The sequence below is a fragment of the Microbispora sp. NPDC088329 genome, from assembly GCF_040685655.1.
In the GTDB taxonomy this organism is placed as follows: Bacteria; Actinomycetota; Actinomycetes; order Streptosporangiales; family Streptosporangiaceae; genus Microbispora.
Window position 1 is genome coordinate 185,104 of sequence record NZ_JBFBIP010000012.1, and the last position, 26,614, is coordinate 211,717.

The window sequence follows — 26,614 nt, forward strand, 5'->3', positions numbered from 1 at the left end:
ATTGTTCGACTTGACGAACACCAATTCCGTTGTTCACTCTACTGGACATGCATTCGTTATGGCGAACACTCGATCGCGGCACGCTTCGCGACATCGCCCTGGTCTGCCTCGCCGACGCCATGGTGGGCGCCGCGTTCGGCGCGATCGCCGTGTCCGGCGGCCTGCCCGCGTGGGTGCCGGTCGTCATGTCCCTGCTGGTGTTCGCCGGAGGCGCTCAGTTCGCCGCGATCGGCGTGGTGCTGTCCGGTGGCGCCCCGGTCGCCGCCGTCGCGGCCGGTCTGGTGCTGAACGCGCGCCTGCTGCCGTTCGGCTTCGCGGTCGGCGACGTCCTCGGCGACCGGTGGCGGACCCGCCTTACCGGCGCGCATCTCATGACGGACGAGGCGGTGGCCTTCGTGCTGCGCGACGGCGACCCCCGCCGCCGTCACGCCGCGTTCTGGGCCTGCGGGCTCGGTCTGTTCGTCAGCTGGAACGCCGCCGTCGTGCTCGGCGCGCTGGCCGGGCGCGGCATCGCAGACACCGCCGCCCTCGGGCTGGACGCGGCCTTCCCCGCGGTGCTGCTCGCCCTCGTGCTGCCCTCGCTCACCGTACGGAACCTCCGGAACGCCGCCCTGCGCCGGGCTTCCGTCGCCGGGGCGGCCGTCGCGGTGACGGCCACGCCGTTCCTGCCTGCCGGCCTGCCGGTGCTGCTCGCCCTGACCGGTCTCGTGCTCGCCGCACGGACGCCTGCGGCGGCCGGGCCGGGGGTCTCATGATGCCCCTGATCGCCGTTCTCGCGCTGGCCGCGGGAACCTACGCCTTCAGGCTGGCCGGGCCGGCGCTGCGCCACCGGCTCAGGCTGCCCGGCCGCCTGCGCCACCTGCTGTCCGTCGCGGCGACCGTGCTGCTCGTCGCCTTGGTGGCCACCTCGGCCCTCACCGAGGGGCACGGCTTCGCCGGATGGGCCAGGCCCGCCGGGGTGCTCGTCGCCGGGATCCTCACGCTGCGGAAAGTGCCGTTCCCCTTGATCGTCGTCCTGGCCGCCGCTACCACGGCGGTCCTCCGCCTCCTCGGCCTGCCCTGACCAGCGGAGATGCCGACCCTGAAAATGAAGCAGGGCGGTCGATCGACCGCCCTGAGGGTGTTGTGGAGCTATGGGGACTCGAACCCCAGACCCCTTCCATGCCATGGAAGTGCGCTACCAGCTGCGCTATAGCCCCTTGCGACGCAGTCAGTGTATAGGAGTCCGCGCGGGGACGGTAACCGGACGAGCCGATGTCACACAACGGCGGGGTGATCGCGGATCCGGGCGGCGATCCCGCCTGAGGTCCCGTCGAGCTTGGACCGGAGCGCGAGGCCCTCGCCGGCCGCCGAGGCGGCGGACGGGACGAGTGCCTCCGCTCCGGGCGTGAGGGCGGCCAGGCCGCCCATCACGAACGTCCTTACCGTCAAAATCCCTGCGCGAGCCGATAGTAGGCCTGGTTCCACCGCAGCTCCTTGGCGAACTGACGGGAGGTGGTGGCCTCGTCGATGACGACCAGCTCGACGCCGAGCATGTCGGCGAAGTCGGCCAGTTCCTCGGACCCGACGGCCGAGGAGAGCACGGTGTGGTGCGGGGCGCCCGCCGTGATCCACGACTCGGCCGAGGTACGCAGGTCGGGCCGGGGGCGCCACACGGCCCGGGCGACCGGCAGGGCGGGCAGCGGCTCGGGCGGCGAGACCACGTCGATCTCGTTGGCCACCAGGCGGAACCGCTCGCCCATGTCCGACAGGCCGACCACCACGGCGGGGCCGGGGGCGGCGTCGAACACCAGCCGCACCGGGTCCTCCCGCCCGCCGATGCTCAGCGGGTGGATCTCGCACGACGGGGTGTCCGACGCGATCGTCGGGCAGACCTCCAGCATGTGCGCGCCGAGGATGAGCTCCTCCCCCGGGGTGAGGTGGTAGGTGTAGTCCTCCATGAACGAGGTGCCGCCGGGCAGGCCCGACGCCATGACCTTGAGCGTGCGCAGCAGCACCGAGGTCTTCCAGTCGCCCTCGCCGCCGAAGCCGTAGCCGTCGGCCATCAGCCGCTGCACGGCCAGGCCGGGAAGCTGGCGCAGCCCGCCCAGGTCCTCGAAGTTGGTGGTGAACGCCTTGAAGCCCCCGCCCTCCAGGAAGTGCCGCAGGCCCAGCTCGATGCGGGCCGAGTAACGCAGCGACTCGTGCCGCTCGCCGCCGACGCGCAGCTCGGGGGCCATCCGGTAGAGGTCGTCGTACTCCTTGACGAGGGCGGACACGTCCGCGTCGGAGGCGGCGTCCACGGCCTCGGCCAGCTCGTTGACGCCGTAGGTGTTCACCGACACCCCGAACCGGAGCTGCGCCTCGACCTTGTCGCCCTCGGTCACCGCGACGTCGCGCATGTTGTCGCCGAAACGGGCCAGGCGCAGCGAGCCGACCTCCGCCCGGCCCGCCGCCGCCCGCGCCCAGGTGGCGATACGCCCCGCCACCGCCGGGTCGCTCACGTGCCCGGCGACGGTCTTGCGCGGCACGCCGAGGCGCGTCTGGATGTAGCCGAACTCACGGTCGCCGTGGGCGGCCTGGTTGAGGTTCATGAAGTCCATGTCGATGGAGCTCCACGGCAGCTCCACGTTGGCCTGCGTGTGCAGGTGCAGCAACGGCTTGCGCAGCGCGTCCAGCCCGGCGATCCACATCTTGGCCGGGGAGAACGTGTGCATCCACGCGATCAGGCCGATGCACTCGTCGTCACCGTTGGCCTCCAGGCACACGCGGCGGATGGCCGCCGCGTCGGTGAGCACGGGCCGCCACTCGAGCTCGAACGGCAGCGCCTCGCCCAGCTGCTCGGCGATGCGCTGGGACTGCTCGGCCACCTGCCTCAGCGTGTCCTCGCCGTACAGACCCTGGCTTCCGGTCAGGAACCATAGCTTCACAGGTGACTCCTCTGTCCATAGACGTTCTGGTAGCGGTCGTACAAGCGGTCGATGTCGCCCTGCGCGATCGGCAGGGGCTCACCGAGCTGCCGGGAGACGTGCACGGTGCGGGCGACGTCCTCACACATCACGGCGGCCTTCACCGCCGCTTTGGGGGACTCGCCGATCGTGAACACTCCGTGGTTCTGCATCAGCACCGCACGAGAACGGTGTCCCGTCAAGGTCGCGACGATCCCCTTGCCGATGTCGTCGTTGCCGATGAGCGCGAACGGCCCGAGGGGGATCTCACCGCCGAACTCGTCGGCCATCGCCGTGAGCACGCACGGGATCGCCTCGCCGCGGGCCGCCCACGCCGAGGCGTACGTGGAATGGGTGTGCACGACCCCGTTCACCTCCGGCATGTGGCGGTAGACGTAGGCGTGCGCGGCCGTGTCGCTGGACGGGGACAGATCGCCCTCGACCAGGTTGCCGTCGAGGTCGCAGACCACGATCGATTCGGGGGTCAGGTCGTCGTACGACACCCCGCTGGGCTTGATGACGAACAGGTCCTCGCCCGGCACCCGGCCCGACACGTTGCCGGCCGTCCAGGCGACGAGGTTGTATCGCACCAGTTCGGCATGGAGCCGGCAGACTTCCCTGCGGAGTTCATCGATCATGCGCTGGCCTCGTTCCTGATCGCGCGGAGCCGATGGAGCATCCCGCCGTCCGCGAAGTGGTCGTGCAGCTTGCGATACTCGGCGTACAGCCGGTCGTAGGCGTCGGCCCGCTCGGCGTCGGGCACGTAGGCGGCGGCCTCGCGCTTGCCCATGGCCGCCGCGGCGGCGGTGATGTCGGGGTAGGCGCCCGCGGCGACGGCCGCGTGGATCGCCGAGCCGAGGGCCGGCCCCTGGTCGGAGCCGATCACCGACAGCGGGCGGCGCAGCACGTCGGCGTAGATCTGCATGAGGAAGTTGTTCTTGAGCAGGCCGCCGGCGACCACGAACTCCTCCACCGGCACGCCGGCCGCCTCGAACGTCTCCACGATCGTCCTGGCGCCGAACGCGGTGGCCTCGATGAGCGCCCGGTAGACGTCCTCGGGCCGGGTGGCGAGCGTCTGCCCGACGATCACGCCGGACAGGGTGTGGTCGACCAGGACCGAGCGGTTGCCGCCGTGCCAGTCGAGGGCGACCAGCCCGTGCTGCCCGACCTTCTGCCCGGCGGCGAGGGAGGTGAGGTACTCGTGCAGCCCGACGCCCTGCTCCGCCGCCCGCTCGGCGTAGGAGGCGGGCACGGCGTTGTCCACGAACCAGCCGAAGATGTCGCCGACGGCGGACTGGCCCGCCTCGTAGCCCCACAGTCCGGGCACGATGCCGTCGCGCACGACGCCGCACATGCCGGGGACCTCGGCGAGCTGGTCGGAGCACATGACATGACAGGTCGAGGTGCCCATGATGGCGACCATCTGGCCCGGCCGCACGGCGTCGGCCGCCGCCGCGGTGACGTGCGCGTCGACGTTGCCGACCGCGACCGCGATGCCCTCGGGCAGCCCCGTCCACTCGGCGGCCCGCGCGGTCAGCCGGCCGGCGAGGCCGCCGAGCGGAGCGAGCTCCTGGCCGAGTTTCCGGGTGAAACCGGAGAAGGCGGGGTTGAGCGCCGCCAGGAAGTCCTCGGACGGATAGGCGCCGTCCTGGTAAACGGCCTTGTACCCGGCGGTGCAGACGTTGCGGGTCTCCACACCGGTGAGCTGCCAGATGATCCAGTCGGCGGCCTCGATCCAGCGGTCGGCCCGGTCGTACATCTCCGGATCCTCCTCCAGCAGCTGCAGGCCCTTGGCGAAGGCCCACTCGGAGGAGATCTTGCCGCCGTACCGCGGCAGCCACGCCTCGCCGCGCTCGGCGGCCAGCGCGTTGATGCGGTCGGCGTGCGGCTGGGCCGCGTGGTGCTTCCAGAGCTTCGGCCAGGCGTGCGGCCGCTCGGGGAACTCTTCGCACAGCGGGTGGCCGTCGGCGGTGGCGGGCAGGATCGTGCAGGCCGTGAAGTCCGTGCCGATGCCGATCACCTGCTCGGCCGGGACCTGCGCGGCGGCCAGCGCCTTGGGCACCGCGTGCCGCAGCACGTCGATCCAGTCCGCCGGCGACTGCAGGGCCCAGTCCGGTCCGAGGCGGACGCCGGAACCCGGCAGCGCGTCCTCGATGACCCGGTGGGCGTACTCGTGCACGGCGCTGGCCAGCTCCGCGCCGTCGCTCACGCGCACCACCACCGCGCGGCCGGACAACGTGCCGTAATCCACACCGACCACGTAACGGTCACTGTTAACGTTCACACTCAACCTCCTGAGGCTTCGGCGCCGGCCACGCCCGGGGTGGGGGCCGCCGGCCGGCGACACGGCCGGCAGCCCGAAAGCGGTTTCCTGTCGATGTCTGCGGCCATCAGCGCGCGGTGCCGGCCCTGCGCTTGGTCCACACGTCGAACGCCACCGCGGCGAGCAGCACCGCACCCTTGACGAGCATGACCCGCTCGCTGGGCGAGCCGATCAGCGACATGCCGTTGTTGATCACCGCCATGATCAGGCCACCAGTGATCGCGCCGACCACCTTGCCCACGCCGCCCTGCACGGCCGCGCCGCCGATGAAGGCCGCGGCGATCGCGTCCAGCTCGAAGCTGTTGCCCGCGGTGGGACCCGCCTGGTTGAGCCGGCCGGCGAAGATGACGCCGGCGATCGCGGACAGCACCCCCATGTTGACGAAGATCCAGAAGACCACCGACTTGACCTTGACGCCCGACATCACGGCCGCGTGCAGGTTTCCGCCGATCGCGTAGATCTGCCGCCCGAACACCGTGCGGTTGGCCATCAGCGAGTACGCCAGCACGAGCACCGCCAGCAGCACGAGCACCCACGGCAGGTTCTTGAAGCGGGCGAGCTGCACGACGAGGAAGAGGATCAGCGCGGCTCCGGCCGCCATCTTCAGCGCGAACATCGCCAGCGGGTCGACCGCCTGGCCGTAGCCCTTGCGGGCGCTGCGGGTGCGCCACTGCGCGAGGACCATGCCGGCGATCGCGACGATGCCGATCAGCAGGCTGAACAGGTCGGCGCCCCCGAGAGGGCCGAGGCCGATGTTGCCCAGGTAGCCGTCGGTGAAGCCGTTGGCCAGCGTGCGGACCTGGTCGGGGAACGGGCCGATGCCCTGGTTTCCCAGGACGGTGAGGGTCAGCGCCCGGAACAGCAGCATGCCGGCCAGCGTGACGATGAACGCGGGGATGCCGAAGTACGCGATCCAGTACCCCTGCCAGGCCCCGATCACCGCGCCGGCGACGATCGTGATCAGCAGGGCGGCCGGCCAGGGCACGCCCATGTTCACCATGAGCACCGCGGCCAGCGCCCCGGTGACCGCGACCACCGAGCCGACCGACAGGTCGATGTGCCCCGCGATGATGACCAGGATCATCCCGATCGCGAGGATCAGGATGTAGGAGTTCTGGACGATGATGTTGGAGATGTTCTGCGGCTGCAGCAGTGCGCCGTCGGTCAGCACCGAGAACAACACGATGATCAGAGCGAAGGCGATGTAGATGCCGCTGGAGCGCAGGTTGAGCGACAGCCCGCCGAGCGACACCCGGCCCGGCCGCCCCGGCGCTCCCCCGCCGCCCTCGGCGCCGACTTCCACGTCGGCGGGCGTGATGCTGCTCATGCGAGCTACTCCTGTCCCTTGGTCATGAGATACATGAGGCGTTCCTGCGTGGCCTCATCGCGGGGCACCTCACCGGTGACGCGCCCCTCCGAAAGCGTGTAGATGCGGTCGCAGAGGCCGAGCAGCTCGGGCAGCTCAGACGAGATCACCAGCACGGCCTTGCCCTGCTCGGCCAGGCGGTTGATGATCGTGTATATCTCGTACTTGGCGCCGACGTCGATGCCCCGGGTCGGCTCGTCGAGGATCAGCACGTCCGGCTCGGTGAGGATCCACTTGGAGAGCACGACCTTCTGCTGGTTGCCGCCGCTCAGTTTGCCGACGACGCTGTCCACGCCGGGCGCCTTGATGTTCATGCTCCCGCGGAACTGCTGGGCGACGCGGTATTCCTCGTACTCGTTCACCCAGCCGCGCTTCGACAGGCCCTTGAGCCAGGCCGCGCTGATGTTGCGCTTGATGTCCTCGATGAGGTTGAGGCCGTACCTCTTGCGGTCCTCGGTGGCGTAGGCGACGCCGTGCCTGATCGCGTCCTGCACGGTGCGGATCTCGATCGGCGCACCGTCCTTGAAGATCCTGCCGGAGATGTGCACACCGTACGTCCGCCCGAACACGCTCATCGCCAGCTCGGTGCGGCCGGCGCCCATCAGCCCGGCCAGGCCCACGATCTCGCCGCGGCGCAGCATGAGCGAGGCCCCGTCGACCACCTTCCTGCCGGGCTGGCTGGGGCTGAAGACCGTCCAGTCCTCGATGCGGAACGCCTCCTCCCCGATCGCCGGCGTGCGCGGCGGGAAGCGGTTGTCGAGGGCGCGGCCGACCATCCCGGAGATGATGCGGTCCTCGGTCACGCTGTCGGAGGCCATGTCCAGCGTCTCGATCGTGCGCCCGTCACGCAGGATCGTGACGGAGTCGGCGATCGCGGTCACCTCGTTGAGCTTGTGTGAGATGATCACGCAGGTGATGCCCTCGTCCCTGAGCCCGCGCAGCAGGTCGAGCAGGTGGGACGAGTCCTCGTCGTTGAGCGCCGCGGTCGGCTCGTCGAGGATGAGGAGCTTGACCTCCTTCGACAGCGCCTTGGCGATCTCGACGAGCTGCTGCTTGCCGACGCCGATGTCGGAGACCGTCGTCGTCGGGTTCTCCCGCAGGCCGACCCGCTTCAGCAGCTCGCCCGCCTCGTAGTTGGTGCGGTTCCAGTCGATGACGCCGCGCGTGGCCCGCTCGTTGCCGAGGTAGATGTTCTCCGCGATCGACAACTGCGGGCACAGCGCCAGCTCCTGGTGGATGATGACGATGCCGGCGTGCTCGCTGTCGCGGATGCCGCCGAACTCGCAGCGCCTGCCCTCGAAAGTGATTTCGCCGTCGTACTGGCCATGGGGATAGACCCCGGACAGCACCTTCATCAGCGTCGACTTGCCGGCGCCGTTCTCGCCGCAGATCGCGTGGATCTCACCCCGCCGGACCGCCAGGTTGACGTCCTGCAGCGCCTTCACTCCGGGGAATGTCTTGGTGATCCCGCTCATCCGCAAGATGTGCTCGGTCATGTGCCCCCCGCTCAGGGAGGGCCCGGGGACTGCTTCCCCGGGCCCGGATCCCTACTTGAGCTGGTCCTCGGTGTAGTAGCCGCTGCCGACGATGACGTCCTTGTAGTTGTCCTTGTCGACGACCACCGGGTCGAGCAGGTACGACGGGACGACCTTGTTGCCGTTGTCGTAGTCCTTCTCGTTGTTCACCTCGGGCTTTTGACCCTTCAGCACCGCGTCCGCCATCTTCACGGTCTGCTCCGCGAGCTTGCGGGTGTCCTTGAAGATGGTCGAGTACTGCTCGCCCGCGACGATCGACTTGACCGACGCCAGCTCGGCGTCCTGGCCGGTCACGACCGGGTACGGCTGGCCACTGGTCCCGTAGCCGGAGCTCTTGAGCGCCGACAGGATGCCGATGGACAGGCCGTCGTACGGCGAGAGCACACCGTCGACCTTGGCGTCACCGGTGTAGGTCTTGGTGAGGATGTCCTCCATGCGCTTTTGCGCCGTGGCGGGGTCCCACCGCAGGATGGCGGCCTGCTTGAAGTCGGTCTGGCCGCTCTTGACCTTCAGCGTGCCGTCGTCGATCTTCGGCTTGAGCACCGACATCGCGCCGTTCCAGAAGAAGGTGGCGTTGTTGTCGTCGGGCGAGCCGCCGAACAGCTCGACGTTGAACGGGCCCTTCTTGCCGCTGTCGACGCCGAGGCCCTTCAGCAGCGAGGTCGCCTGCTGCACGCCGACCTTGAAGTTGTCGAAGGTGGCGTAGTAGTCGACGTTCGGGCTGTTGCGGATGAGCCGGTCGTAGGCGATGACCGGGATCTTGTTGTCCGCGGCCTCCTGCAGCTGCGAGGTGAGCGCGGTGCCGTCGATCGAGGCGATGATCAGGAGCTTGGCGCCCTTGGTGATCTGGTTCTCGATCTGGTTGACCTGGGTGGGGATGTCGTTCTCGGCGTACTGGAGGTCCACCTTGTAGCCGAGCTGCTCAAGCTGCTGCTTGACGTTGTCGCCGTCGTGGATCCAGCGCTCCGATGACTTGGTGGGCATCGTGACGCCGATCAGGGCTCCGGCGTTGCCTGCCGCCCCCGAGGGCGCGGACGCCTGGGTGTCCACCGTCTTCTGGCTGGAGCCGCAGGCGGTCATGGTCGCGGCGAGCGCGATGGCGGACACCACGCCCCCGATTCGTACCAACCTCATGTGCATCTCCCTGGTTGGGGGTCGCCGCAGAGCTGGACGCGTCTACCGGCGGTAGAAGGGATGGGAATCTTCCTCGGGTCAGGAAGTTCGGCGGCGTGATCCACTGGAGAACACGCGCTGAAGGAGGATGAAGACGAAGAGCAGCAGACCGATGAAAATCTTCGTCCACCAGGAGCTGAGCGTGCCCTCGAAGCTGATGATCGTTTGAATCAGCCCGAGAACGAGCACGCCGAGCACGGTGCCGAACAGGAAGCCGCTCCCGCCGGTCAGCAGCGTACCGCCGATGACGACCGCGGCAATCGCGTCCAGCTCCATGCCCACGGCGCTCAGCCCATAGCCCGACAGCGAGTAGAAGGCGAACAGCAGGCCGCCGAGGGCGGAGCAGAACCCGCTGATGGTGTAGACCGCGATCTTCGTACGGGCCACCGGCAGACCCATGAGCAGAGCCGACTGCTCGCTGCCGCCGGTCGCGTAGACGTTGCGGCCGAGCCGGGTGTAGTGCAGCACGTACGCCGCGATCAGCACGACCACCACCGCGATCACCGCGCTCGGGGAGACCGACAGGTCTCCGCCGAGGCTGATCCGCGACTGGGCGATGTCGGTGAACGTCGGGTTGTCGATCGGGATCGACTCGGTACTGATGGTGTAGCACAGGCCGCGGGCGAGGAACATCCCGGCCAGCGTGACGATGAACGGCTGGATCTCGAAGTAGTGGATGATGGCGCCCATGGCCAGGCCCAGCACCGCGCCGATCACCAGCACCAGGGCCATGACGGCGTACGCCGGCCAGCCGTCCCTCAGCAGGCTGGCGCTCAGCATCGTGGCCAGCGCGACCACCGAACCGACCGACAGGTCGATGCCGCCGGTGAGGATCACGAACGTCATGCCGACCGCGACGACCAGCAGGAAGGCGTTGTCGATGAAGACGTTGAGGATGATCTGCCCGGTCGCGAAGTTCTCGTAGCGGATGCCGCCCGCCACGAACATCGCCACGAACAGGCCCGCGGTCACCAGGACCGGAATGTACTTCGGTGGGACCGTACGACGGCTCAGGCCCCGCAGGCCGGTGATGCTCGTCATGCCGAGACCCTCACCTTCTCTTCAGTCGCCGGACGCGCCTCGATCGGGCGCCTGCGGCGGTGGAAGACCTTCGCGCGGAAGGCCGGGGACTGGATCAGGCAGACGATGGTCACCACGAGCGCCTTGAACAGCAGCGTGGTCTCCGGCGGGACGCCGATCGAGTAGATCGTGGTGGTCAGCGTCTGGATGATCAGGGCGCCGAGCACGGTGCCGCTCAGGGAGAACCGGCCGCCGGACAGCGGGGTGCCTCCGATGACGACGGCGAGGATCGCGTCCAACTCGATCCACAGACCGGCGTTGTTGCCGTCGGCGCTGGAGACGTTCGAGCTGATCATCAGCCCGGCGATGCCGGCGCACAGCCCGCAGAACGCGTACACCATGATGAGCACGCCGCGGGCGCTGATGCCGGCCAGGCGGCTCGCCTCGGCGTTGCCGCCGACCGACTCGATGAGCAGGCCGAGCGCCAGGCGCCGGGTGAGGAACGCGGTGAGCGCGAGCACGACCGCCACGATGATGATCCCGAACGGCAACGTCAGCCAGTAGCCGCCGCCGATCAGCTTGTACGGCGAGCTGTTCACCGTGGTGATCTGGCCGTCGGTGATGAGCTGGGCCAGGCCACGCCCGGCGACCATCAGGATGAGCGTCGCGATGATCGGCTGGATTCCGATGCCGGAGACCAGGAAGCCGTTCCACGCGCCGAGAATCACCGACAGCACGAGCGCCAGACCCACGGCCCCGAGGACGCCGCTTACGGAGTTCTGGTCGTCCAGGTCGAGCTCGCTGATGCGCAGGCAGGCCAGCGCGCCGGCGATCGCCACGACCGAGCCGACCGACAGGTCGATGCCACTGGTGGCGATGACCAGCGTCATGCCGAGCGACACCAGGATCAGCGGCGCGCCGAACCGGACGATGTCGATGAGGCTGCCGTAGAGGTGCCCCTCCTTCATCTGGATCCTGAAGAAGTTGTCCGTGAAGAAGAGGTTCAGCGCCAGGAGCGCGACCAGAATGACCAGGGGCCAGAACAGGCGGTGCTTCAGGATCCTGCTCATGATCGGGCTCCGCTCGCGATCGTCTCCGTCAAAGCGTCGGTGGTCAGGCCCTCGTCGTTGTCCAGCTCGGCGACCAGCTGGCGGTCGCGCAGCACGCCGACCTTGTGGCTGAGCCGCAGCACCTCCTCCAGCTCGGCGGAGATGAACAGCACAGCCATCCCGCCGTCCGACAGCTCGGCGACGAGGCGCTGGATCTCGGCCTTGGCGCCGACGTCGATGCCGCGGGTGGGCTCGTCGAGGATGAGCAGACGGGGCTCCAGGATGAGCCAGCGGGCCAGCAGCACCTTCTGCTGGTTGCCGCCGCTGAGGTTTCTGATCAGCTGGTCGGGGTTGGCCGGGCGGATGTTCAGCGCGGCGATGTACTTGTCGACCAGCTCGTCCTGCTTGCGTCGCGGGATCGGCCGGGTCCAGCCGCGGGTGGCCTGCAGGGCGAGGATGAGGTTCTCCCGGACCGTCAGGTCGGGGATCAGTCCCTCCGCCCGCCGGTTCTCCGAGCAGAAGGCCAGCTTCCGGGAGACCGCGGCGCGGGGCGTGCGCAGGTTGACCTGCTCGCCATCGATCTTCAGCGAACCGGTGCCGGCGTGGTCGGCTCCGAACAGCAGCCGGGCGATCTCCGTGCGGCCCGAGCCGAGCAGCCCGGCCAGGCCGACGACCTCGCCCTCGTGGATGGTGAGCGTGAACGGCTGGATGGCTCCGGTGCGGCCCAGTTGCTCGGCCTCCACCAGCGGGGCGCCCTCGCGGGCGGGCGGGCGCTCTTCCAGCTTCTCCAGGTCGGCCAGCTCCCGGCCGATCATCTTGCCGATCAGCTCGACCTGGCTCAGCTCGCTGGTGAGGTACTCCCCCACGAGCGTGCCGTTGCGCAGGACCGTCATCCGGTCGGAGATCTCGTAAATCTGGTCCAGGAAGTGCGAGACGAACAGGATCGCGATGCCCTGCTCCTTGAGCCTGCGCATCACCCGGAAAAGCTGCGCGACCTCGCCCGCGTCGAGGCTGGAGGTGGGCTCGTCGAGGATGAGCACCTTCGCGTCGATGTCGACGGCCCGCGCGATCGCGACCATCTGCTGGATGGCCAGCGAGTACGACGACAGGGGCGCCGACACGTCGAGGTCGAGGTCGAGCCTGGCGAGGATCTCCGCCGCCCGGCGGCGCATCGCCTTCCACTGGATGCGGCCGAACCGGCGGGGCTCACGGCCGATGAAGATGTTCTCCGCTATCGACAGGTTCGCGCAGAGGTTGACCTCCTGGTAGACGGTGCTGATTCCCGCCTGCTGTGCGGCGAGGGGGCTGGAGAAGGCGACCTGCCGACCCTCCAGCTCGATCTCGCCGGCGTCGATGTCGTAGACACCGGTCAGCACCTTGATCAAGGTGGACTTGCCGGCGCCGTTCTCGCCCATCAGCGCGTGGACCTCGCCCGGAAGCAACCGGAAGTCGACGCCGTCCAGTGCCTTCACGCCGGGGAACTGCTTGCCGATCCCGCTCATCCGCAGGATCGGCGCGGGTGCGGCCATGCGGCGCCCCTTCCATCCGTGTTTCCCGCTCGTCATCGGAGCGCTCTGTGTTTCCCGCTCACCATCGGGCCGCTCGATCAGACTGTCCAGACCGGCGGCGCGCCCCTCAGGCTCACTCGGTGTTTCCCGCTCACCATCGGGCCGCTCGATCAGACTGTCCAGACCGGCGGCGCGCCCCTCAGGCTCACTCGGTGTTTCCCGCTCACCATCGGGCCGCTCGATCAGACTGTCCAGACCGGCGGCGCGCCCCTCAGGCTCACTCGGTGTTTCCCGCTCACCATCGGGGCGGGCCGCTCCCCGCGCGGGGAGCGGCCCGGAACCGATCAGTACTTGCGGTTGGGCAGGGCCTCCTTGGCCTGCTCCTGGGTGAAGGTGGTCTCCTCGGTCACCACGCGCTGGGGCACCTGCTCACCCTTGACGACCTTCTTGGCGAGGTCCATCAGCTGGGTGCCGAGCAGCGGAGAGCACTCGACGATGTAGTTGATCTTGCCGTCCGCGAGGGCCTGCATGCCGTCGTGCACCGCGTCGACCGTGATGATCTTGATGTCCTTGCCGGGCACCTTGCCCGCGCCCTCGATCGCCTCGATGGCGCCGAGGCCCATGTCGTCGTTGTGCGCGTACAGCACGTCGATCTTGGGGTTGGACTTCAGGAAGGCCTCCATGACCTCCTTGCCCTTGGCGCGGGTGAAGTCGCCGCTCTGCGAAGCGATGACCTTGAACTTCGGATCCGCGGAGATGACCTCCTGGAAACCGGACTTGCGGTCGTTGGCGGGCGCGGAGCCGGTGGTGCCCTCCAGTTGGACGATGTTCACCTCGTCCTTGCTGTCCTTGTACTGGTCGACCAGCCACTGGCCGGCCTTCTTGCCCTCCTCGACGAAGTCCGAGCCGAGGAAGGTCTTGTACAGGCTGGTGTCCTTGGAGTCCACGGCCCGGTCGGTGAGAATGACCGGGATCTTCGCGTTCTGGGCCTCCTTGAGGACGGTGTCCCAGCCCGACTCCACCACCGGCGAGAAGGCGATCACGTCGACCTTCTGCTGGATGTAGGACCGGATGGCCTTGATCTGGTTCTCCTGCTTCTGCTGGGCGTCGGAGAACTTGAGCTCGATGCCGGCCGTCTTGGCCGACTCCTGGATGTCCTTGGTGTTGGCGGTGCGCCAGCCACTCTCCGCGCCGACCTGGGCGAAGCCCATTACGATCTTGTCGTCGCCACCGGACGAGCCGCTGGCCGACGTCGAACTGTCGTCGCTGCTGCTGCAACCGGCCATCGTCAGGGCCGTGGCGCCGGCCAGGACCAGTGCCGAGATCCTCTTCAACACTGTGGGGATCCTTTCATCGCTGTTAGCGCTAACACCCAATCTGGCGCCGCGCTGATTATTTGTTAACTCCGTGCGGCTAGCGCGCGGCGGCTGTGCTTCCCCGGAGTACGAACCGGGGAGGCACGACGAGACGCTCATGGGGCAACGCCTCGCCCGACTCGATCTGCCGAAGCAGCACGTCGATGCTGCGCCTGCCGACGGCCCCGAAGTCCTGTCTGATTGTGGTGAGCGGCGGGGAGAAGAACTCCGACTCAGGGATGTCATCGAAGCCCACGATGCTGATCTGCTCGGGGACTTTCACCCCCTCCTCCGTGAACGCGCGCAGGAGGCCGAGCGCCATCTGGTCGTTGGCGACGAACACCGCGGTGACGTCACCGATCATGGCCGCGAGCTGCTTGCCGGCCTGATAACCCGATCGCGGGCTCCAATCACCGGTCAGCGCGCCGGGCACGGGCCGCCCCGCGGCGGTCAGCACCTCACGCCAGCCCTCGATCCGGCCCTCGGCTTCCAGCCAGTCCGCCGGGCCGCTGACATGCCAGACGGTCTCGTGCCCGAGGTCGAGCAGGTGCGATGTCGCCATCCTGGCGCCTTCGACCTGATCGACGCTCACCACGGAGACCTCGCCCTGATGCCAGCCCTCGACGGCCACCGCGGGCATGCCCGCCGGCAGATCGTCGAGCGCCCGGGCCGCCGAGCGCTGCGGGGCGACGACGACGATGCCGTCGACACCCTGCTCGGCGAGGTAGCCGATCGCGTCGTTCACGCCGGCTCTGTCGATGGTTCGCAGGCTCACGATGCTCACGAAGTAGCCCGCGTCCCTCGCGGCCTGCTCGATTCCGTATACCGTGCTCGCCGGGCCGTACAGCGTCGTGTCGAAGCTGACCACGCCCAGCGTGCGCGAGTGCTTGGTGACCAGGGCCCGGGCGACGAGGTTGCGGCGGTAACCGAGCTGGTCGATGGCCCGCATGACCCGGGTGCGGGTCTCGGCGCGGACGTTCGGATGGTCGTTGAGCACCCGCGAGACCGTCTGGTGCGACACCCCGGCCAGCCTGGCCACGTCGGCCATGACGGGCGGGCGGCGGTCGACGTTGGGTCCCACTGGCGCTCCTCTCAAGTGCTTGGGAAAGACTGTGAGCGTTAACACGACCTCGCGTCAAGGTGGTGACCGGTCACGGTCCGGTTACGCCGAAACATCGCGGTAACGTCCTATTGACGGACATGCCATGGAGTCTTTAACTGGTGGCCGAATCCAGCTTGTTAACGCTCACTTTGTGATCACCCGGCGACGTCGGCTTCATCGGAATCCGGAGGAGCGCCCGCTATGGGGCAGAACGGACTGGTCACCGGCCTGCAGGCAGCCCTGTTGAGCGGCGCGCTCTCCGCCGGGACGGCTACGACCGCGCTGCGACGACTATGACCGTGCCGCGCTCGCCCACGGCCGAAACAAGCGGCCGTCCGGGGTGCCCCGTCGACGGGTGTCCGCGCGTCCCACCGAGGGCCTGGACCGGCGGGACGCGGTTTCCCGCCCGGCTCGCTCGCGGGCCGGGCGGAAGCCTTTCAGCGGCTGACGCCGGTGCTCTCCCTCACGACGAGTTCGGGCTCCACCATGCGCCTGCCCTCGCCTTCCACTCCGGCGATGCGGTCCAGCAGGAGCTGGAACGCCTGACGGCCGACCTCGCCGAAGTTCTGCCGCACGGTGGTCAGGGGCGGCCAGAAGTAGGCCGCCTCGGGGACGTCGTCGAACCCGACGACGCTCACGTCCTCGGGAACCCGCCGCCCCGCCTCCCGCAGGGCCCGCAGCACACCCATCGCCATGTGGTCGTTGGCCACGAAGACCGCCGTCACCTCGGACTCGCGGGCGAGCCGCTTGCCGATCTCGTAGCCGGAGTGGGCGGTCCAGTCGCCGACCAGCGGCTCGGGCACCTCCCTGCCCTCCGCCTCCAGCACCGACCGCCAGCCGGCCACCCGGCCGCTCGAGTCGATCCAGTTGGGCGGGCCCGACAGGTGCCAGACGGTGCGGTGGCCGAGACTGAGCAGGTGACGGGTGGCGCGGGCGGCGCCGGCGTACTGGTCCACCGCCGCCACCGGCACCGGCAGGTCCGATCCCCCGCCGACGTCGACCACCGGGAGGCCTGGGGGAAGGTGCCGGAGCCCCTCGGCGGCCGACTCGTGCGGCGCGACGACGATGACGCCGTCCACCGACTGGGACCGCAGACGGTCGATTCCCCTGGTGATCCAGCTGCGGTTGAGCGCGGGCAGACTGGCGATGCTGACCAGGTAGTCGCTGTCCCTGGCCGCCTGCTCGATGCCGAACAACGTGGAGGCCGGGCCGTACAGGGTGGTGTCGAAGCAGACGACCCCCAGCACACCCGAGCGGCCGGTCACCAGGACGCGCGCCGCGGAATTGGGCCGGTAGTCGAGCTCGCGAACCGCCGCGAGCACGCGCGCCCGGGTCTCCGGGCGCACCTTCTCCGGGGCGTTCAGCACTCTCGACACCGTCATCGCCGACACTCCTGCCAGCTCCGCGACGTCCTCCATGACCGCCGCCCTGGGGCGTTCGGCCGGGCTCTCTCCAGGCCGGACCTTAGTCATCCGCCGCGTCCCCGCTCGTTCGTCAGGTGTCCTGAGTGATTGCGATAACAGCGAGCACTGTCAATACCGACGTGATCACCCCTGCGTCACGAGCCGTGAGGGGAACGTTCCGCCTGGTGATCGCGTATGCCCACCGCCCTGAAGATGGTATCGCTAACAGGTCCTCCGGCCCTTGCGTTGGCGCGGGGCGCCGCGAAGTTCCCCCCTGGCGAGCCAGGCGAGGGCGCACAGGAGCACGACCGCGCCACCAGCCTGTACGGCGGACACGCGCTCCCCGAGCAGCACGACGCCGATGACGGCGGCGAGTAGCCGGCGTCGGCCGGGGTGACCGCGTCCGCCCCTCCCACGAGCATGGCGAGGCCGCAGACGGCGAGCGCGGCGCACCCGAGGCCGGTGCGGCGCAGCGGTTCGCCCAGGAAGACCCGGCCACCGGCCGCCACCAGGAGCGGGGTCGCGCCCATTGTGATCATCGTGGCGACCGCGACCCCGGCCTGGGCGATCGCCGCGAAGTAGGCCGCCTGGCAGACCGCCATCGCGGGGCCGACGAGCAACACCGCCCGCCAGGAGGGGCGGCTGCGGGCGACGGCGAGCAGGAGCACCGCGCCGCAGGCGAAGCGCCAGAACGACACGGCGACGGGACTCAGCTGTCCCGCGCCGTGCAGCATCGCCCCCGCCGGTCCCCCGGTTCCCCAGGCGACCGCGGCGGTGGACACGTAGACAAGGCCCTGCCGTACGGACAGGGCTGGAGCGTGATTCATCGACGTCTCTCCAGTGAGGTGGGCCCGATTCCCGTACGCGGGCAGGAGCCACCGGCCGGGCCGCCCGGGCCCGGCTCACCGGAGGACGCCGCCCGCTAGCGGGCGGGCGGCGGAGAGACGATCAATGTCATACGGGCACGGTAACGGGTCCGCCCGGCTCGCCGCATCACCGTTTCGGCACTATCGGGGTGCCGGTGCGCACCGCCGGAGCCGGAAGGCTTAGTCTTGGATCGTGACAGCCCGAGGCGAGGTCAGGTCGCCTCGGGCTGTCCGCCTCAAGAAGGCGAGGATGCGCACCCAGGCGTCGGCGCAGGCCTCGACCAGTTCCGGGCGGCCCAGCTCGAAGAAGCTGTGCGGCGCTCCCGGATAGGTGACGAACTCGTGCGCCACTCCCGCGCCTTCCAGCGCCTCGCCGAACGCACTCACCACCTCGGGGGAGATGCCCTCGTCCGCGCCGCCGAACAGTCCCAGGATCGGCCCGCGCAGTTCGCCCGCCATCTGGGTGGGGCCGGGGTTGCCGAACAGCACGTCCGGGTATCCGTACAGGCCGATGGTGCCGACGAGCCCGAAGCCGGGCCGGGCCGCCATGAAGGCCAGCCTGCCGCCGAAGCAGAAGCCGAGCGAGACGATCTCCTCGCATCCCTCGCCTCGCAGATGTGCGGCGCCGGCGGCGATATCGGCGAACAGCCCGTCCTTGTGCGCCCTGCCCAGGTGCTCCATGAAGGGGAAGTCGTCGGGCCGTGGATCGGTCCCGGCCGTACGCCCGAAATAGTCGATGGCGAGTGCGGTGTGCCCCTGCTCGGCGAGCCGTTCGGTGAGGCGCTCATAGAAACCCGACAGTCCCCGGTTGTCCGGCAGGACGAGCACCGCAGGACCGGACGCCCGGCCGGGGCGGGACAGGTGAGCGGCGAAGTTCGCCCCGTCCGCCGAGGTCAGCACGAGGCGTTCCGATGTGACGGTCGTGATCGGAGAACCGTGGGCGGGCGGCACGGAATCGGGCTCGTAACACACGGGCGACATCCCTTTCGTGTAATTCACCAGGTACGCCCGTGAGGCTACAAGACAGTTTTCTTATCATATCAGGGTAAAATAATTTCCCGATCTCACACATATAACAAACCCGTCTCCCAGACAATCGGGAGACGGGTTCGCTCGGGCGCTACTTCGGGTCAGATCACCGGGCCGGGCGTGTCACGCGGCGGCAGCGGGCCGGTGCCGGGGACGGGACCCGTGCCGGGAGCGGGCGGGATCGGTCCGGTGCCGGGCGGAGGCAGAGGCGTCTCGCGCGGATACCCGGGGTTCACGGTCTGGGGCGGCATCGGCTCGCCGATGTCGTACCCCGTGCCGGACCCGCCGATGCCCGTGCCGCCCTGCTGATGCGGACCGGGAACCTCGCCGCGCCAGGCGCCGGTCTCGCCGCCCCGCGACTCGATGAACGTTTTGAAACGCTCCAGGTCGCCCTTGACCCGCATGCGGACGATCTGCAGGGCGTCCGCCGCCTTCTCCAGGAAGCCCTCGGGGTCGTACTCCATCTGCAGGGTGACGCGAGTCGTGTTGTCGTCGATCCGGTGGAAGGTCACGACGCCCGCCTGCCGCGGCGTGTCCACCGAGCGCCAGGCCACCCGCTCGTCCGGGTGCTGCTCGGTGATCTCCGCCTCGAACTCACGGCGGACGCCCGCGATCTCGACGACCCAGTCGGTGCGCGTGTCGCCGATCTGCTTGACCGACTCCACGCCCTCCATGAACTCAGGGAAGCTCTCGAACTGCGTCCACTGGTTGTAGGCGGTGCGGATCGGGACATTCACGTCGACGGACTGTTCGATCGAGCTCATGCCTCCTCCTTCTCTCGTGGGTTCCTGCACTACGCCTGCCCTGAGAGGGAGAGGTAAACCCGGGCGCGCGACGTCAGCGGGAGGCCGACCTGCGGCGCTCGTCCCCCCGGGCCGCACCGCGCCGGCCGGCCGGGCGGGCCAGGCGCGGCCGGGCCGCGGTGGTCCCGTCGCCCGACCGCGCACGCCGGGCCTTCTCGGCCGACCGGCGCACCCGTCCCACCACGAGGTCGCGCACACCCCGCGAGACGTGGTCGTCGCGCCGCCCGCCGGGCGCGGACGCCGCGGCGTCCGCGTCCTCCGGAGTCTCGTCCTCCAGGGTCCGGTCGGCCGCGGCGTACCAGCCGGTGGCCACCTGCACGGCGAGCGCGGCGAACAACAGGGCGAACGGCAGCACCCATCCGCCGCTCACCTGGTGGAGCAGGCCGAACGTGATCGGTCCCGCGCCCGCGATGAGGTATCCGGCGCTCTGCCCGAAGGCGGACAGCGCGGCGGTTCCCGCCGCCGTGCGGGTCCGCATGGCCAGCATCGCCAGTGCGAGCGGGAACGTGCCCCCGCCGACGGCCACGAGGATCGACCACGCCCACAGCGCCTGCCCGGTGAGCAGGCCCGCGAAGCCGGCCGCGTACAGGACGGCGAAGGCGACCACCAGCGGGCGCTGACCGGACGGCCGGGTGGCGAGCGCGGGCACCGCCATGGAGACGGGGATGCCGAGCCCGGTGAACACGGCGAGGACGAGGCCGGCCTGGCCGGCGGTGTAGCCGTTGTCCCGCAGCAGCAGTGGCAGCCAGCCGAACATCACGTAGGCGATGAGGGACTGCGAGCCGAAGTATCCGGCCACGGCCCACGCGAGCCGGCTACGCAGGAGGCCGTCGGTACGGGGCCTCGCGGGAGTGCTGCGCCGCTCCGGCTCACCGCGCCTGAGCGCGAGCCACGGAATCGCGGCCACGGCGGCCAGAGCCGCCCACACCCCGAGTGCCACGTGCCAGTTGCCTCCTGCGGCCTGCTGCACGGGAACGGTCGCGGCGGCGGCGACCATCGTCCCGGCCGCGAGGGCCGTCGAGTAGACGGTGGTCATCGCACCCGCCCGCCGCGGGAAGTGCCTCTTGATCAGTGCGGGGATGACGACGTTGCCGACCGCGCCGCCCGCCAGTGCGACCGTGCTGGCCGCCATGAACGGCACGGCCGAGCCGACGAGGGAGCGCACGGCCTGTCCGGCCGCCAGCAGGACGATCGCGGCCAGCAGCAGCCTGTGCTCCCCCATCCTGCGGGACATGGCCGGCGTCAGCGCGCCGAACAGGGCGAAGCTCATCACCGGCAACGTGGTGAGGAGCCCCGTCATGGCCCCCGACATGCCGAGGCCCGAGCTCACCTGGTCGAGGACGGTTCCCACACTGGTCACCGCGGTGCGCAGGTTCAACGCGGTGAGGGCGATGCCCCCGGCGATCAACCACGCCATCGATCCGCCCTGTGCTGTCCACCGCGCTCGCAGCACGCCCCTCCGCGTCACGACGGCACTCATCGCCGCAACATCTCCTCTCATCCAGTCATCCTACGATTGGCACCATACCAAAGCCTTCTCTGCTCTCATTTGTTCCCGTGCTTCTCAGAAGCCCTTACGAGCGGTGGACGCCGCGCAGAAGCCACAGCAGGCCGACGACGGGCAGCACGAGCGGCACGTAGCCGTATCCGCTGCCGTACCCCGACCACACGGTGGCGTGCGGGAACGCGGCGGGGTCGGCCAGGCTCAGCGTGCCGACGACCAGCACCCCGGCCAGCTCGACCAGGCAGGCGGCGACCGCGACACGCCGTGCGCCCCGGGCCAGCGCCACCGTGAGCACGATGTAGACCACTGCGGCGAACGCCGACAGCGCGTACGCCAACGGCGCCTCGGCGAATTTCGTGGCGATCTGCACGGCGGCGCGGGAGGTCGCGGCCAGCGCGAAGACGCCGTACACGGCCACGAGCACGCGTCCCGGGCCGGTGGCGGAAGGGGCGCTCATGCGCCCGCGTTCCAGACCTGCAGCAGCCGCCCGGTCATGACGGCCACGGTGAAGGCGGCCACGGCGATGACCCCCGGGCCCCAGCGCGTACGCTCCGCGCGGCCCCACCACATGGCGGCGGGCGGGATCACCGCGGTGCCCGCCAGATAGCCGATGAAGGTCGCCTTCTCCACCACGTGGCCGAGCCCGGCGAGCGCGAACCCCGCCTGCGCGAGCACCGCGAGCTCCAGCAGTCCCAGCCCGGCCAGCAGCACCGGCCCCATCGGCCGGTCCCGCACGGCGGTGACGACAGCGGCCAGTGCCAGCAGCAGGGCGGCGCCGATCAGCCAGCCGGAGTACGCGCCGTTCATGCCGCGCTCGGGGCGGGGATCGCAGACATGGCCAGTAGGCTATCGGCCCACGTGCCCGCCCCGTCGCACGCCCTGCCAGCTCACTTCCAGCCCGCTTCTAGCGCTGCCGGGTCTCGGCGAGCAGCAGGTCGACAGCGTCCTCCGGCTTCCCGTTGACCGCGTGCGCCCCCCGCTGACGGGAGGCGGAGCTGCCCCGGCGCAGCGCCGCGTCGGCGAGCCCCGAGACGATCTCCCAGTCGCCGAGCTCCTCCAGGGTCGGCCGCAGCTCCTCCAGCATCCGGGTGATGAGCCGCGGAGCCGATTCGGGCCGGCTTGTCACCGGTGACAGCAGGTCGCCCTCCAGCCCGTCACGGGCCGCCCGCCAGTTGGCCGCCCGCAGCAGCGCCAGGCGCTGCTCGCCGGTCGGCGGCTCGCCCCGCTCCACGGCCTCCATCTCCCTCGTCATGAGGGCGCGGAAGAGCCCGGCGAGCAGCACCACGTCGTCCGCGAGCGGGCAGGAGTCGCAGATGCGCATCTCCACCGTCGGCACGTGGGCGCTGAGCCGCAGGTCGAAATAGACCATGCCCCGGTCCTCGATGACGCCGGAGGCCACCAGGTCATCGGCCGTCCTGTCGTACTCGGCCGCGTCGGCGAACGGGCCGAGCGGCCCGGCCGTCGGCCACCGCTGCCAGGTCAGCGCCCGGCTGCTGGCGTACCCGCTGTCCTCGTCCATCCAGTACGGCGAGCTGGCGCTGAGCGCGAGCAGCGGGGGAAGCCAGGCCTCCACGCGCTGGGCGGCGAGCACCGCCACGTCCCTGTCGTCGATCTCCACGTGCACCTGCGCCCCGCAGATGAGCTGCTCCTGCGCGAGGAACCGGTAGGACTCCGACAGGTACTCGTAGCGCTCCCCCGGCGTGAACGTGTAGCCCTCGATGCCGGTGATCGGGGTCGTGCCGGAGGCGATCACTCCGACCCCCAGCGGCTCGCCGGCCGACACGAGCGCCTGGCGCAGCCGCACGATCTCGGCCCGCACGTCGCCCAGGTCCTCCATCGGGGTGCTGTTGGTCTCCACCACCGACCGCTGCAGCTCGGCCGCGAACCCCTCGTCCGGCAGCCGCTCCAGCATCGACTCCGCCAGCGGCGTCAGCCGCCGGGTCTCGAGATCGACGACAAGGAACTCCTCTTCAACGCCGACAGGCCGTCTCTTCGTCATGACCGATCACTACCCCGGTAGTGAGAATTAGGCCTGACCTGGCCGATCACGCATGGATCGGTGCCGGAGGGCGGCGTCGGGGCAGGAGACGCCGCCGAGTTCCCGGTACATCCGAACCTTTTCCGTGGATGATGACTCTCATCGGTGGGGGCCCGATATTTCCACTACGGGGAAGGAAATCGACATGCCGGTCAACCTGTCCAACGCCAAACCGCTCGCGTGGGATTCGACGAAACTCGACGCCGACACCAAGGCCATGCTCGACAACCTGCAGCCGAACATCCTGCAGGCACACGTGCGGGAAAGCATGTCCCTGCTGCTCGTGCACTTCGGCGACGGCCCGGACGGCAGGCGCTTCCTGCGCTCCCTCGCGCCGCTCGTGAAATCGGCCAGGAAGCACCTGGAGGAGGTCCGCGACTTCACCCGCACGAAGAAGCCGGGGACGCCGTACGTCGGCGTCGGCATCAGCAAATTCGGCTATCTCAAATTAGGCGAATCCACGACGAAATTCACCGACAACGCGTTCAAATCCGGGATGAAGCGGCGTAAGGACACGCTCAGCGACCCGGCGGTCGACGCCTGGGAGAAGCACTACCAGGAGGAGATCCACGCGATCGTGCTGATCGGGGACGCCACACCCGAGCCGGTCGCCGCCACCCGCAAGCGCGTCCTCGCGTTGCTGCCGAAGACCGCGAAGATCGTCGGTGAGGAGAAGGGCGAGGGCCTGCGCGACGCCCAGGGGCGGGGCATCGAGCACTTCGGCTACGTGGACGGCCGCAGCCAGCCGCTGTTCCTCGCCGACCAGGTGGCCGCCGAGTCCGGCACCAACTGGAACCCGTTCTTTCCGCTCAGTCACGTGCTCGTCGCCGACCCGCTCGCCCCGCACCCGAGCCGGCACTTCGGCAGCTACCTCGTCCTGCGCAAGCTGGAGCAGAACGTCCAGGCGTTCCGTGAGGCCGAGGAGGCCCTCGCCGACGCGCTCGGCCTCGAGGGAGACGACCGGCCGCTCGCGGGCGCGATGCTGGTGGGCCGGTTCCGCAACGGCACCCCGCTGCGGCTGCACGGCAAGCCGAGCTCCGAGGGCCACCCGGTGCAGAACGACTTCAGCTATCGCGACGACCCCGGGTCCAAGTGCCCGGTGAGCGCGCACATCCGTAAGGCCAACCCGCGCGACTCACGTGACGGCGGGCTGGAGCGCACGCTCGGCGTCATGATGGCCCGTCGCGGCCAGACGTACGGCGCCCGCACCGACCGGCCGTGGGACGACGCTCCCCCGCGCACCCGGCCGACCGGCGGGGTGGGCCTGCTGTTCATGGCGTTCAACTCCAGCCTGCAGAGCCAGTTCGAGTTCACCCAGCAGAGCTGGGCCGACAACGCCGGCTTCCCCGCCGACGGCACCGGCCACGACCCGGTGATCGGCCAGGGCAAGCGGGACGTCAAGGTGCGCTATCCGAAGGCGTGGGGCAGCACGAAACTCAGCGCGCCGCAGCGCCAGGTCCCCCAGACGGTGACGATGAAGGGCGGCGAATACTTCTTCATGCCGTCGCTCGCCTACCTCAAGAACCTCTGACCCCGCCGTGGGCGAGGCAGATACGGAACCATGAGTGATCACGCCGTCGTCCTCGAAGAGGTGTCCAGGGCCTATGGCGACTGCCAGGCGTTCGACTCGTGCCGTCGCTGACCGCCTGGCAGAACGTCATCCCGCCCAGCACGGAGGATGTCCACGTCCGTGGCGCTCTGTGATGGGTGGAGCTATGGGGACTCGAACCCCAGACCCCCTCCATGCCATGGAGGTGCGCTACCAGCTGCGCTATAGCCCCTTGCCACCGCTCCGGGTGCTCCCGGCGCGGCGCTCGGAGAGCATATAGGTATGCCCATCCGTTTACCTAATCGTCACCGGCCGCAGGTGCTCAGCCGTCGGCGGTGGCGGCCGGGCTGTCGTCGCTGCTGATCGGCTCAGGCAGCGTGCCCGCGTTGTGCTCCAGCAGGCGCCAGCCGCGGCGGCCCTCCTCCAGCACCGACCACGAGCAGTTGCCCAGGCTGCCGAGCGCCGACCACAGCTCCTGCGGCAGCCCCAGCAGCCTGCAGATACCGAGCCGCAGCGCCGCGCCGTGCGAGGCGACCACCAGCAGGCCGCCCTCGTCGAGGCGCGATGCCCAGCGCCCGACCGCGTCGGCCACGCGGTCGGCGACGTGCGCCACGTCCTCGCCGCCCGGAGCCTCCCATGCCTCGTACTCGACCGGCCAGCCCGCCCTGATCTCGTCGCGGGTCAGGCCTTCCCACTCGCCGCCGCCGCGCTCGCGCAGGTCCTTGTCCACGGCGACGTCGAGCCCGGTGAGCCGGCCGAGGGCCGAGGCGGTGTCGTACGCGCGCCGCAGGTCCGAGGAGACGAGCATGGTCGGTCGCAGCGCCGCGAGCAGGGAGGCCGCCCGGGCCGCCTGCGCGATGCCGGTCTCGTCCAATGCGATGTCTGTGTGCCCCTGGAAGCGCTTCTCGACGTTCCACAGTGTCTGCCCGTGCCGCAGGCAGACGACGCGACGGCTCATCGCGCCGCCCCGATGATGGCGTTCGTCACCGGGCCGCTCCGTGCCCGCGCTGCTCGGCTGCCTGTTTGACGCTCTCCGGCAGCTCGATGGACGGGCAGTCCTTCCACAGGCGCTCCAGCGCGTAGAAGTTGCGGTCCTCCTCGTGCTGCACGTGCACGACGATGTCGAGGTAGTCGAGCAGGACCCAGCGGCCCTCCCGCTCACCCTCACGGCGTACGGGCTTCGCGTCGGCTTCGACGCGCAGGCGCTCCTCGATCTCGTCGACGACCGCGCGGACCTGCCGGTCGTTGGACGCGGAGCAGAGAAGGAAGGCGTCGGTGATGACGAGCTGGTCGCTCACGTCGTAGGCGATGATGTCGTCGGCCAGCTTCTCGGCGGCGGCCTCGGCCGCCACCCGCACGAGCTGGATCGATCTCTCGGATGCTGTCACGATTCGGTTCTGTCCTCCGTTGACGGGCTCTTCCAGGGTGCACAGTCCGGGTCCCCCGTACAACCGGCTTTCCCGCAGAGACCCTACCGGCACACCTCGGCGATACCGGAGTTATGCCCGGGATCAGGGATTCAACGTCCTCCGGGGCCCGTCGATTCCATCAGAGGAAAGGCCGCGACGGTGGCGCCGACCCGGATGGTGCCCGGCGTGTGCGGGGCCGCCGCACCGTCGTGCAGGTCGACGACCGCGGCGAGGATCCTGCGGCGGACGTCGTGCCACAGCTCGGGCTCGACCCACAGCTCCGCGTCGGCCGTCACCCCCTCCTCACCCGCGCGCCGCCGCCCGGCCCGCTCGCGCAGCGACCCCGCCAGCGCCTCGGCGAGCAGCGGGAAATCGTCCCGCTGCTCGGTCAGCGGGGTGCCTCCCGCCGCCCGGTAGCGGCGCTCCCGGCCGCCGCGCCGGACCCGTACGTCGGCGAGTTCGGCCAGCCCGGCGTCGTCCAGGCAGCGCAGGTGGTGGCTCGCGAGGGCGTGCGAGATGCCCAGCTCGCGGGACAACTCGGCTGCCGACATGGGCTCGCCCCACATAAGCGAGAGCATGCGCAGCCGCACCGGATGCGCGAGCGCCCTGAGCCTGGGATCCGACTCCGCCATGGCGGAAAGTAAACACCATCACA

Annotated in this window: 26 protein-coding genes and 2 tRNA genes; 3 read left to right on the top strand and 25 right to left on the bottom strand. The window is 69.8% G+C overall.

Features of this window, described 5'->3' with window-relative positions; genetic code table 11:
- Positions 1 to 47 precede the first annotated feature (47 nt).
- Positions 48 to 755, top strand: coding sequence for an AzlC family ABC transporter permease (locus AB0O28_RS23010; RefSeq protein ID WP_363643302.1), 708 nt, complete (start codon positions 48 to 50; stop codon positions 753 to 755).
- Positions 752 to 1,063 (top strand): AzlD domain-containing protein, encoded by a 312-nt coding sequence (locus tag AB0O28_RS23015; RefSeq protein ID WP_363643304.1) that lies wholly within the window; start codon positions 752 to 754, stop codon positions 1,061 to 1,063. The genes AB0O28_RS23010 and AB0O28_RS23015 overlap by 4 nt, the downstream gene beginning before the upstream one ends.
- 63 nt (positions 1,064 to 1,126) lie before the next feature.
- Here AB0O28_RS23015 and AB0O28_RS23020 read toward each other — a convergent pair.
- The 21 genes from AB0O28_RS23020 to AB0O28_RS23120 form a co-directional block, all read right to left on the bottom strand.
- Positions 1,127 to 1,199, bottom strand: a tRNA-Ala gene (locus tag AB0O28_RS23020).
- Between the two features lie 58 nt (positions 1,200 to 1,257).
- On the bottom strand, positions 1,258 to 1,410 hold the full coding sequence (locus tag AB0O28_RS23025) for a hypothetical protein (RefSeq protein WP_363643306.1): 153 nt from the start codon (positions 1,408 to 1,410) through the stop codon (positions 1,258 to 1,260).
- Between the two features lie 17 nt (positions 1,411 to 1,427).
- A complete protein-coding gene (gene araA / locus AB0O28_RS23030) occupies positions 1,428 to 2,909 on the bottom strand; it encodes an L-arabinose isomerase (RefSeq protein WP_363643308.1) in 1,482 nt (493 codons plus the stop codon).
- A complete protein-coding gene (locus AB0O28_RS23035) occupies positions 2,906 to 3,565 on the bottom strand; it encodes an L-ribulose-5-phosphate 4-epimerase (protein WP_079316089.1) in 660 nt (219 codons plus the stop codon). Before AB0O28_RS23035 ends, araA begins: the two co-directional genes overlap by 4 nt.
- Positions 3,562 to 5,211 (bottom strand): ribulokinase, encoded by a 1,650-nt coding sequence (araB, locus tag AB0O28_RS23040; RefSeq protein WP_363643310.1) that lies wholly within the window; start codon positions 5,209 to 5,211, stop codon positions 3,562 to 3,564. The genes AB0O28_RS23035 and araB overlap by 4 nt, the downstream gene beginning before the upstream one ends.
- 106 nt (positions 5,212 to 5,317) lie before the next feature.
- Complete coding sequence (mmsB, locus tag AB0O28_RS23045) at positions 5,318 to 6,577, bottom strand: multiple monosaccharide ABC transporter permease (protein WP_363643312.1); 1,260 nt, start codon at positions 6,575 to 6,577, stop codon at positions 5,318 to 5,320.
- A 5-nt stretch (positions 6,578 to 6,582) separates the two neighbouring features.
- Complete coding sequence (gene mmsA / locus AB0O28_RS23050; protein ID WP_363643314.1) at positions 6,583 to 8,112, bottom strand: multiple monosaccharide ABC transporter ATP-binding protein; 1,530 nt, start codon at positions 8,110 to 8,112, stop codon at positions 6,583 to 6,585.
- 51 nt (positions 8,113 to 8,163) lie between these two features.
- Entirely contained in the window at positions 8,164 to 9,285 is a 1,122-nt protein-coding gene (gene chvE / locus AB0O28_RS23055) for a multiple monosaccharide ABC transporter substrate-binding protein (protein ID WP_363643316.1), read from the bottom strand.
- Between the two features lie 78 nt (positions 9,286 to 9,363).
- Entirely contained in the window at positions 9,364 to 10,365 is a 1,002-nt protein-coding gene (gene yjfF / locus AB0O28_RS23060; RefSeq protein WP_363643318.1) for a galactofuranose ABC transporter, permease protein YjfF, read from the bottom strand.
- Complete coding sequence (locus AB0O28_RS23065; RefSeq protein ID WP_363643320.1) at positions 10,362 to 11,414, bottom strand: ABC transporter permease; 1,053 nt, start codon at positions 11,412 to 11,414, stop codon at positions 10,362 to 10,364. Before AB0O28_RS23065 ends, yjfF begins: the two co-directional genes overlap by 4 nt.
- On the bottom strand, positions 11,411 to 12,922 hold the full coding sequence (locus AB0O28_RS23070) for a sugar ABC transporter ATP-binding protein (protein WP_363643322.1): 1,512 nt from the start codon (positions 12,920 to 12,922) through the stop codon (positions 11,411 to 11,413). Before AB0O28_RS23070 ends, AB0O28_RS23065 begins: the two co-directional genes overlap by 4 nt.
- 323 nt (positions 12,923 to 13,245) lie before the next feature.
- Positions 13,246 to 14,238, bottom strand: coding sequence for an ABC transporter substrate-binding protein (locus AB0O28_RS23075; protein WP_363643324.1), 993 nt, complete (start codon positions 14,236 to 14,238; stop codon positions 13,246 to 13,248).
- 76 nt (positions 14,239 to 14,314) lie between these two features.
- Complete coding sequence (locus AB0O28_RS23080) at positions 14,315 to 15,304, bottom strand: LacI family DNA-binding transcriptional regulator (protein WP_363643398.1); 990 nt, start codon at positions 15,302 to 15,304, stop codon at positions 14,315 to 14,317.
- Between the two features lie 491 nt (positions 15,305 to 15,795).
- Entirely contained in the window at positions 15,796 to 16,830 is a 1,035-nt protein-coding gene (locus tag AB0O28_RS23085; protein ID WP_363643326.1) for a LacI family DNA-binding transcriptional regulator, read from the bottom strand.
- Positions 16,831 to 16,916: 86 nt separating this feature from the next.
- Positions 16,917 to 17,588: a DMT family transporter gene (locus tag AB0O28_RS23090; RefSeq protein ID WP_363643328.1), complete on the bottom strand. Its 672-nt coding sequence runs from the start codon at positions 17,586 to 17,588 to the stop codon at positions 16,917 to 16,919.
- A gap of 219 nt (positions 17,589 to 17,807) precedes the next feature.
- Positions 17,808 to 18,608: a dienelactone hydrolase family protein gene (locus AB0O28_RS23095; protein ID WP_363643330.1), complete on the bottom strand. Its 801-nt coding sequence runs from the start codon at positions 18,606 to 18,608 to the stop codon at positions 17,808 to 17,810.
- Positions 18,609 to 18,757: 149 nt separating this feature from the next.
- On the bottom strand, positions 18,758 to 19,420 hold the full coding sequence (locus tag AB0O28_RS23100) for an SRPBCC family protein (protein WP_363643332.1): 663 nt from the start codon (positions 19,418 to 19,420) through the stop codon (positions 18,758 to 18,760).
- Between the two features lie 73 nt (positions 19,421 to 19,493).
- Entirely contained in the window at positions 19,494 to 20,939 is a 1,446-nt protein-coding gene (locus AB0O28_RS23105; RefSeq protein ID WP_363643334.1) for an MFS transporter, read from the bottom strand.
- Positions 20,940 to 21,033: 94 nt separating this feature from the next.
- Positions 21,034 to 21,420, bottom strand: a complete 387-nt coding sequence (locus AB0O28_RS23110) for a hypothetical protein (RefSeq protein WP_363643336.1) — start codon at positions 21,418 to 21,420, stop codon at positions 21,034 to 21,036.
- A complete protein-coding gene (locus AB0O28_RS23115) occupies positions 21,417 to 21,770 on the bottom strand; it encodes a hypothetical protein (RefSeq protein WP_363643338.1) in 354 nt (117 codons plus the stop codon). Before AB0O28_RS23115 ends, AB0O28_RS23110 begins: the two co-directional genes overlap by 4 nt.
- A gap of 97 nt (positions 21,771 to 21,867) precedes the next feature.
- Positions 21,868 to 22,962 (bottom strand): glutamate--cysteine ligase, encoded by a 1,095-nt coding sequence (locus AB0O28_RS23120; RefSeq protein ID WP_363643340.1) that lies wholly within the window; start codon positions 22,960 to 22,962, stop codon positions 21,868 to 21,870.
- Positions 22,963 to 23,146: 184 nt separating this feature from the next.
- Here AB0O28_RS23120 and AB0O28_RS23125 point away from each other — a divergent pair, with 184 nt between their 5' ends.
- Entirely contained in the window at positions 23,147 to 24,532 is a 1,386-nt protein-coding gene (locus AB0O28_RS23125; protein ID WP_363643342.1) for a hypothetical protein, read from the top strand.
- A 177-nt stretch (positions 24,533 to 24,709) separates the two neighbouring features.
- Here the strand turns inward: AB0O28_RS23125 and AB0O28_RS23130 are convergent.
- The 4 genes from AB0O28_RS23130 to AB0O28_RS23145 all read right to left on the bottom strand — a co-directional run bounded on the left by AB0O28_RS23130 (position 24,710) and on the right by AB0O28_RS23145 (position 26,591).
- A tRNA-Ala gene (locus AB0O28_RS23130) sits at positions 24,710 to 24,782 on the bottom strand.
- 90 nt (positions 24,783 to 24,872) lie between these two features.
- A complete protein-coding gene (locus tag AB0O28_RS23135) occupies positions 24,873 to 25,508 on the bottom strand; it encodes a histidine phosphatase family protein (RefSeq protein WP_357221380.1) in 636 nt (211 codons plus the stop codon).
- A 25-nt stretch (positions 25,509 to 25,533) separates the two neighbouring features.
- Entirely contained in the window at positions 25,534 to 25,938 is a 405-nt protein-coding gene (gene rsfS / locus AB0O28_RS23140; protein WP_363643344.1) for a ribosome silencing factor, read from the bottom strand.
- Between the two features lie 131 nt (positions 25,939 to 26,069).
- On the bottom strand, positions 26,070 to 26,591 hold the full coding sequence (locus AB0O28_RS23145; protein ID WP_363643346.1) for a winged helix-turn-helix domain-containing protein: 522 nt from the start codon (positions 26,589 to 26,591) through the stop codon (positions 26,070 to 26,072).
- Positions 26,592 to 26,614: the final 23 nt, after the last annotated feature.

Bases quoted from the DNA above. Each gene is read 5' to 3' on its own strand.
- mmsB (WP_363643312.1), bottom strand. From the start codon at position 6,577: ATGAGCAGCATCACGCCCGCCGACGTGGAAGTCGGCGCCGAGGGCGGC.
- AB0O28_RS23035 (WP_079316089.1), bottom strand. From the start codon at position 3,565: ATGATCGATGAACTCCGCAGGGAAGTCTGCCGGCTCCATGCCGAACTG.
- mmsA (WP_363643314.1), bottom strand. From the start codon at position 8,112: ATGACCGAGCACATCTTGCGGATGAGCGGGATCACCAAGACATTCCCC.
- AB0O28_RS23135 (WP_357221380.1), bottom strand. From the start codon at position 25,508: ATGAGCCGTCGCGTCGTCTGCCTGCGGCACGGGCAGACACTGTGGAAC.
- AB0O28_RS23110 (WP_363643336.1), bottom strand. From the start codon at position 21,420: ATGAGCGCCCCTTCCGCCACCGGCCCGGGACGCGTGCTCGTGGCCGTG.
- AB0O28_RS23115 (WP_363643338.1), bottom strand. From the start codon at position 21,770: ATGAACGGCGCGTACTCCGGCTGGCTGATCGGCGCCGCCCTGCTGCTG.
- yjfF (WP_363643318.1), bottom strand. From the start codon at position 10,365: ATGACGAGCATCACCGGCCTGCGGGGCCTGAGCCGTCGTACGGTCCCA.
- AB0O28_RS23090 (WP_363643328.1), bottom strand. From the start codon at position 17,588: ATGAATCACGCTCCAGCCCTGTCCGTACGGCAGGGCCTTGTCTACGTG.
- AB0O28_RS23125 (WP_363643342.1), top strand. From the start codon at position 23,147: ATGCCGGTCAACCTGTCCAACGCCAAACCGCTCGCGTGGGATTCGACG.
- AB0O28_RS23105 (WP_363643334.1), bottom strand. From the start codon at position 20,939: ATGAGTGCCGTCGTGACGCGGAGGGGCGTGCTGCGAGCGCGGTGGACA.
- AB0O28_RS23120 (WP_363643340.1), bottom strand. From the start codon at position 22,962: ATGACGAAGAGACGGCCTGTCGGCGTTGAAGAGGAGTTCCTTGTCGTC.
- AB0O28_RS23010 (WP_363643302.1), top strand. From the start codon at position 48: ATGCATTCGTTATGGCGAACACTCGATCGCGGCACGCTTCGCGACATC.
- AB0O28_RS23080 (WP_363643398.1), bottom strand. From the start codon at position 15,304: ATGGCCGACGTGGCCAGGCTGGCCGGGGTGTCGCACCAGACGGTCTCG.
- AB0O28_RS23065 (WP_363643320.1), bottom strand. From the start codon at position 11,414: ATGAGCAGGATCCTGAAGCACCGCCTGTTCTGGCCCCTGGTCATTCTG.
- AB0O28_RS23025 (WP_363643306.1), bottom strand. From the start codon at position 1,410: ATGGGCGGCCTGGCCGCCCTCACGCCCGGAGCGGAGGCACTCGTCCCG.
- AB0O28_RS23095 (WP_363643330.1), bottom strand. From the start codon at position 18,608: ATGTCGCCCGTGTGTTACGAGCCCGATTCCGTGCCGCCCGCCCACGGT.
- chvE (WP_363643316.1), bottom strand. From the start codon at position 9,285: ATGAGGTTGGTACGAATCGGGGGCGTGGTGTCCGCCATCGCGCTCGCC.
- AB0O28_RS23070 (WP_363643322.1), bottom strand. From the start codon at position 12,922: ATGGCCGCACCCGCGCCGATCCTGCGGATGAGCGGGATCGGCAAGCAG.
- AB0O28_RS23015 (WP_363643304.1), top strand. From the start codon at position 752: ATGATGCCCCTGATCGCCGTTCTCGCGCTGGCCGCGGGAACCTACGCC.
- AB0O28_RS23085 (WP_363643326.1), bottom strand. From the start codon at position 16,830: ATGACTAAGGTCCGGCCTGGAGAGAGCCCGGCCGAACGCCCCAGGGCG.
- AB0O28_RS23145 (WP_363643346.1), bottom strand. From the start codon at position 26,591: ATGGCGGAGTCGGATCCCAGGCTCAGGGCGCTCGCGCATCCGGTGCGG.
- AB0O28_RS23100 (WP_363643332.1), bottom strand. From the start codon at position 19,420: ATGAGCTCGATCGAACAGTCCGTCGACGTGAATGTCCCGATCCGCACC.